Genomic DNA, 6350 nt, shown 5'->3' with positions numbered 1-6350 from the left:
GTAACTGATCTTGAACAGGCTGTCGTCGGCGAGATGGCCGCTGCGCTTGAGGTCTGCGATCTCGCCGAGCAAAGCGATTGGGTTGACGACCAGGCCGTTGCCGATTACGCAAGTCTTGCCGGGATGAAGCGCACCAGCCGGCACCAGCCGCAGCACAAACTTCTTTCCGCCTACCACCAGCGTGTGCGCCGCGTTGTTTCCGCCCTGGAAGCGGACCACCACGTCGGCGTCGGCGGCGAGCATATCGACGATTTTGCCCTTGCCCTCATCGCCCCACTGCGTGCCGACCACCGCAACTGTCTTCATGGCTTCCCCCCGGCCGGCCTCAATTTTGCCGGCCTCCGCGCGCACCAAGCGGGCTGAAATTGGTTCATGCGCAAAAATAAATTCAGAGCTTGAGCAGCGACGCCGCAGTGATTGCGGGTAGCGTTTTGAGCTTGTCCAGGACAGAACCGGGAACCGGTTCGTCCACTTCGAAAATGCTGAGCGCGGTTCCTCCCACGCGATCGCGGCCGAGTTCCAGTCCTCCGATATTTATTCCGGCCTGCCCGAGCATCGTGCCAACTGCGCCCACTACGCCGGGCACGTCGCGATTGTGCAGCATCAGGAAATAGCCTTCGGGCACTGCCTCGACGCGGTAGCCGTCGATTCGAGTCAGGCGCAGCGCGCGATTTCCGAGCACTGCGCCAGAGACTTCATGCTCACCGACGCCGGTACGAACCCTGAGCGTCAGGGTATTGACGTAGTCGGTGATTTCGCGGGAACGCGTTTCGATAATGCTGATTCCACGTTCGCGCGCGATGAACGGCGCATTGACGTAGTTCAAATCCTCGTCGAGAAAGCCGCTCATCAGGCCCTTCAGCACGGCGGCGGTGATCGCGTCGGGCTTGAGATTTGCAGCCTCGCCGCCGAACGCAAGCGTCAGCTCAGTTGGCGCATCGGTGATCAGTTGCGCGGCGAGCCGGCCCAGCTTTTCGCCGAGCGTGAGATGAGGCCCAAGTATTTCGAGCTCCTTGGTGGACAGCGCCGGGATGTTCACGGCCTGCCGAATCGTGCCGTCGATCAGAAACTCGGCTACCTGGTGCGCGATATCGACCGAGACCTGAACCTGGGCCTCATCGGTGGCGGCGCCGAGATGAGGCGTAGCGATCACCGAGTCGAGATGGAGCAGCGGGTGATCGGCGGGGGGCGGCTCTTCGACGAACACGTCTAGCGCGGCGCCGGCGACCTTGCCGGATTTCAGCGCGTCGGCGAGCGCGGCTTCATCGACAATTCCACCGCGTGCACAATTGATGATGCGCACGCCTTTCTTCATCTTCGCGAATGCGGCGGCGCCAACGATGCCCTTAGTATCGCTGGTAAGCGGGGTGTGAACGGTGATGAAGTCGGCGCTCGCGAACAGCACGTCGACGCTGACCAATTGGACGCCGACGCGGCTGGCAGCGTCAGCGGTCAGGATCGGATCGTAGCCGATCACCTTCATCTTGAGGCCAATCGCGCGGTCCGCGACGATCCGGCCGATGTTGCCGAGGCCGACCACGCCGAGCGTCTTGTTGCATACCTCGGTGCCGGTGAATTTGCTGCGATCCCATTTTCCGGCATGAATCGACGCGTTGGCCGCCGGGATGTGCCGCGCCAGCGCCATCATCATCGTGACCGCGTGCTCCGCAGTCGTGACGCTGTTGCCGGTCGGGCTGTTCATCACGACGATTCCACGACGCGTCGCCGCTTCGATATCGACGTTGTCGACGCCGACGCCGGCGCGGCCAATCACTTTGAGCGACGTGGCCGCGTCGATCACTTCGCGGGTGACGCGAGTGCCGCTGCGAATCACCAGCGCGTCGTAGGGCGCGACTATTTTCGCCAACTCCTCAGGCTTGAGTCCGGTCTTGACGTCGATCTGCAGTTGCGGGAAGCGCTTGAGGGCTTCGATCCCCTGCGCCGCAAGCGAGTCGCTTAGAAGGACGCGGAAGGTTTCCGCCATTTTAATTTCAGATGCTCCGTGCCAGGCGCGCCTGAACCGCGGCGACGCCGGCGCCAAGTTGAATGTTTGCGCCGATCTGTTTGAGTCCCATCTCGAGCGCGCTGACTGCGATGAGCGTATCGAACGGGCTCAGATGACCCATGTGCCCGATGCGCACCAACTTGCCCTTCATCTGATCCTGTCCGCCCTGCACCGACACGCCGAGGTTGTCGCGCAGGAACTTGACCAGCTTGCCGCCGTCGAGACCATCGGGAATCAAAATGCCGGTGACGCCGGGAGCGGGGTTGTCGGGCGACAGCAACTTCAGTCCGAGCGCTGCAGCGGCGTCGCGTGTCGCCGCCGCCATCAGAGTGTGACGCGCGTAAACCTGCGGCAGGCCTTCGGCGTGAATCAGCTCGAGTGATTTGTTGAGGCCGAAAATAAGCGACACGGCCGCCGTCCAGGCGGTGGTGTGCTCGTCGCGCTGCGCCTTCAACTCTTTGAGCAAATCGAAATAGAAGCGCGGCGTTTTGTTCGTCTTCGCGACGTCGATCGCACGTGCCGAGAGCGCGACCATTCCGAGTCCCGGCGGAAGCATCAGCGCCTTCTGGCTGCCCGTCACGAACGCGTCGACGCCCCATTCGTCCATCTTCTGTTCGAACACGCCGACCGACGTGATTCCATCGACGATCAGCATCGCGCCGCGCTTGCGACTGACCTCGCCGATCGCGGCCACCGGATGCACCGCACAGGTCGAAGTCTCGCTGGCCTGCACCAGCACCGCACGCGACTCGGGGTACGCCTTGAACGCATCTTCGATTTGCCCCGGCCGCGCAGCGCGTCCCCATTCGACGCGGACCTCGTGCCCGATCATGCCGAACGCGGAGAGCAACTTGCCCCATCGCTCACCGAACTTGCCGCCGTTGACGTAGATTGCGTGCTCGCCCGGCTGCAGCAGATTGATCACCGCCGCTTCCATCGCGCCCGTGCCGGTGGACGCCAGCAGAATTACTTCACCCGAAGTGCCGTAGAGCGGCTTCATCCGATCTCGGGCTTGATCGAGCGCCGCACTGAACTCCGGCGTACGATGATGAATGATCGGACGCGCCATCTCGAGCAAGACCTCAGGCGGCACCGGTGCCGGTCCGGGCGTGAACAAATATTTTTTCATTTGCGGCATTTTTGACTATTCATCCGGACGCGGCGATTCGCGGTGGCAGCCAAAAAAAAGGCTGGTACCCGCGGAAGCGGATCGCCAGACCCCGATTCGTCCCGGCTTTGCCGGGTCCCCGTCCTCATCACTTGGGATAACGGAGCCGATGGGCAGAGTCAAGGTGATGCGCGGCTCGCGACGGTTTCGAGCCCGCGTTGTAATGGCGTTGCGGCAATTGTTAAAGGTGATCACGTTCCGATGCCGATAGAATGTGAAATTCGCGACGGGTCCCTGGTCTGGATCAAAAATCCGATCACCGGCGTGATTTCATACGTTGTCGATGTTCGCGGCAAGAGCTTTGCGTTCACGCTGGGCGGGCGCGAGAGTGCCGAGCCTGAGACAGGGCACTTAAATCCTGAATCAATTCGTCATGCGACTGAATCGTGCCCATTCTGTCCGGGCAACGAGAGCATGACGACCCCCGAAGTCTTTCGGATGACGCGCGACGAAATCCCCGAATGGACCGGCGCGAAGGCTGACGATGGCGCGGGGTGGATCGTGCGCGTGATCAACAATCTGTTCCCTCGAATTCCCGCGGAGCTGACCGGCAATCGCAACGAGTCGTACATTGTCATCGAAGATCCGCGACATTTTATCGACGCGCCGCGATCGCAGACCGACCTGATGTTCACCGGCGCGCTGGGCGGCGAACACTTCCTTCATCTGATGCAAGCCGATGCGCGCGTGATGCGGCTCGCGTTGCAGAATCCCGATGTTTGCTCGGTCGTGATCCGCAAGAACCAGGGGCGCGAGTCGGGCGCGTCGCAGCCGCATCTGCATCAGCAGATCATCGGATCGCCGGAGCCGTTTCCCGCCGTGCTGGCGGAGGCGCGCGCTGAGCGCGAGAATCCACATCTGTGGCACGAGCTGGTCGCGCTGATGGAGCGGCTCGGGCTGGTGATCGATCGCGGTGAGGCGGTCGTCAGCTACGCGAGCCCGATAGGCATGTTCCCGCGCAGTTACGATGTTGTGATGCCGGACTATCGGGGACTGGTGTCGGAGCTGACGCCGGACCAGATACGGCAATTTGCAAATGCGATCTATCGCGTACTGATGATCCTCGGGCCGTTGCCGCTCGACTATGAAATTCACCAGGGCGAAGGGCTGCCCCTGCACGCGCATATCAATGCGCGGCTGTATCCATATTCAAATGTCGCGGGGACGTTGAACCTGCCGGGCACGCTGCTGCAGAGCGCGGCGGCGATTCGAAATGCGCTGGGGAGGCATTAACCTCTAGCCCCTCTCCTTTTTGGAGAGGGGAACCAGCATCGTGCGGCGTTGGGACTCGCTATTGCGCCTTCCAGACCGGTTTGCGCTTTTCAAGGAAGGCGCGGACGCCTTCTTTGGCGTCGGTGCTCTCGCGGACTGAGCGCGCCATCTGCAGCATGTCGTCGTGCCATGCGTCGAACGTCTCGCTCATGCATCGGCGGACCGTCGCCTTCATCGCGCGCAGCGAGAGTGGGGCGTTGGCGGCGATCTTTTCGGCCAGCGCGGTGGTCGCGTCGGCGAGCTTCGCGTCGGGGACTACGTCGTGAACGATATTCATGTGACGGCCGCGCTCGGCGTCGAGCAGGTCGGCGGTGTAGAGAATCCAGGCGGTGTTGGCCGAGCCGCAAACCTCGATCAGCTTGCGCGTGAAGTCGTACGGCACCATCAGTCCGACGCGGCCGAGCGTCACGCCGAGCTTCGCGTTGTCCGACGCGATCCGAAGGTCGCAATGGAGCGCGAGTTCGAGCCCTCCCGCGAGCGCGGCACCTTGCACCGCCGCGATAGTAGGCACCGGAAACCGCTCCAACCGTCCGAAGACGGACTCGAGCGAGGTCGGGTTGTGACCGCCAGTGGTCTCGTCCACCTCTTTCAGATCGATTCCCGCGCAAAAGCTCGCGCCTTCGCCACGCAACAGCAACGCGCGGATTTCGCGATCGTTTTCGAACTTGCGGAGCGCCTGGTCGAGCGCGTCGATTAAAGGCTGATTGAGGGCGTTACGTTTTTCAGGACGGTTCAAGGTCAGAACCGCGTAATTCGTCTGCCGTGTGACTTTGAGAACTTCCTCAGCCATTGTCGGTAGCTCCTTGTTGATGTCGTATCGTCGCGAGCATCGCACGGCTAACGCACGACCATCAAGTGGCGGTCAAAACATTCGCCTTTCCCCGATAAATCGGCATACACGCTGGCATTTTAGGCGAAGATGTTTCACGTGAAACGTCGGTTAGTTCAGGAGAACGAAACGCGAAAGATTTTCAGACGACGAGCCACGCTAACAGAGCAGAGGAAGAATCTTAAATCGCGCGAAAGAGCGCTGTATAAGGACCCTCACCTTTATCCTCTCCCATTCTGGGAGAGGGGAAGAATGCCGCTAGAAAAGCGATACCGATGACACGAGTGGCATATTCAAGCGACTACGCGACGATGCTGAGCATCTTGTCTTTCACGAAGATGAACTTCTTTGGAGGTTTGCCGTCCAGGTGACGCTTTACGGCTTCGCTGTTGAGTGCGAGGGCGCGTACGTCGTCTTCGGGGGTGCCGGCGGGGACTTCGAGGCGGTCGCGTACTTTGCCGTTTACCTGGACGACCACCGTTACCATCTCGTCGCGCACCAGATTTGGATCGAAGGTTGGCCACGGTTCTAGATGAATCGAAGTCGTGTGGCCCAGGGCGCGCCAGATTTCTTCGGTTACGTGCGGGGCCATCGGGGCTAGTAGCAGGATAAAGGACTCGGCGGGGAAGCGGCCCATCTCTTCGGGTTTTAGTTTTGCGAGATGGTTCAGGTGATCCATCATCGCGGCGATGGCGGTGTTGAAGCGCAGGCGCTCGATGTGATCGGTGACTAGCTGGATGGTTTTGTGGGTACGCTTCAGGGTTTCTTCGGTGGGGTTGCCGGTCGGCGAGCCGGCTTCGGCGTAGCGGCGCATCATCGTCCAGACGCGTTGGATGAACCTTAGCGTGCCGGCGACGCCGCTTTCGTTCCAATTGGTCGCTTCGTCGAAGGGGCTCATGAAGAGCTCCCAGAGCCGGAGCGCGTCTGCGCCGTACTTTTCGATCATCGCGTCGGGCGTTACGACATTGCCCTTGCTCTTCGACATGCGCTGGCCGTCGCTCGCCCAGACCACGCCCTGGTTGCGCAACCTTGGGAACGGTTCGTCGAAGCCGATCAGCTCCTCGTCGAACATCACC

6 protein-coding genes are annotated in these 6350 nt (G+C 61.3%); 1 reads left to right on the top strand and 5 read right to left on the bottom strand.

Annotation, left to right across the window (positions count from 1 at the left end):
• The 3 genes from VIW95_RS13475 to VIW95_RS13465 all read right to left on the bottom strand — a co-directional run.
• The coding region (locus tag VIW95_RS13475; protein ID WP_331587350.1) for an adenylosuccinate synthetase at positions 1–306 on the bottom strand (306 nt) is incomplete at its 3' end.
• Between the two features lie 82 nt (positions 307–388).
• Complete coding sequence (gene serA, locus VIW95_RS13470; protein ID WP_331587348.1) at positions 389–1984, bottom strand: phosphoglycerate dehydrogenase; 1596 nt, start codon at positions 1982–1984, stop codon at positions 389–391.
• 7 nt (positions 1985–1991) lie between these two features.
• A complete protein-coding gene (locus VIW95_RS13465; protein WP_331587346.1) occupies positions 1992–3143 on the bottom strand; it encodes an alanine--glyoxylate aminotransferase family protein in 1152 nt (383 codons plus the stop codon).
• A gap of 231 nt (positions 3144–3374) precedes the next feature.
• On the opposite strand from VIW95_RS13465, the gene VIW95_RS13460 reads away from it, so the two are divergent.
• Complete coding sequence (locus VIW95_RS13460; protein ID WP_331587344.1) at positions 3375–4406, top strand: DUF4921 family protein; 1032 nt, start codon at positions 3375–3377, stop codon at positions 4404–4406.
• Between the two features lie 58 nt (positions 4407–4464).
• On the opposite strand, the gene VIW95_RS13455 is transcribed toward VIW95_RS13460, so the two are convergent.
• Both VIW95_RS13455 and VIW95_RS13450 read right to left on the bottom strand, forming a co-directional pair.
• Positions 4465–5235, bottom strand: coding sequence for an enoyl-CoA hydratase/isomerase family protein (locus tag VIW95_RS13455; RefSeq protein WP_331587342.1), 771 nt, complete (start codon positions 5233–5235; stop codon positions 4465–4467).
• A gap of 340 nt (positions 5236–5575) precedes the next feature.
• Positions 5576–6350: class I tRNA ligase family protein (locus VIW95_RS13450; RefSeq protein WP_331587340.1), on the bottom strand; the 775-nt coding region annotated here is incomplete at its 5' end.

The sequence above is a fragment of the Binatus sp. (SeqCode) genome, assembly GCF_036522015.1.
Classification (GTDB): Bacteria; Desulfobacterota; Binatia; order Binatales; family Binataceae; genus Binatus.
This window is presented reverse-complemented; position numbering and strand designations above follow the sequence as displayed.

What these genes read in the sequence shown, in the direction of transcription:
- VIW95_RS13460 (WP_331587344.1), top strand. Translation starts at nt 3,375, where the DNA reads ATGCCGATAGAATGTGAAATTCGCGACGGGTCCCTGGTCTGGATCAAA.
- serA (WP_331587348.1), bottom strand. Translation starts at nt 1,984, where the DNA reads ATGGCGGAAACCTTCCGCGTCCTTCTAAGCGACTCGCTTGCGGCGCAG.
- VIW95_RS13455 (WP_331587342.1), bottom strand. Translation starts at nt 5,235, where the DNA reads ATGGCTGAGGAAGTTCTCAAAGTCACACGGCAGACGAATTACGCGGTT.
- VIW95_RS13465 (WP_331587346.1), bottom strand. Translation starts at nt 3,143, where the DNA reads ATGCCGCAAATGAAAAAATATTTGTTCACGCCCGGACCGGCACCGGTG.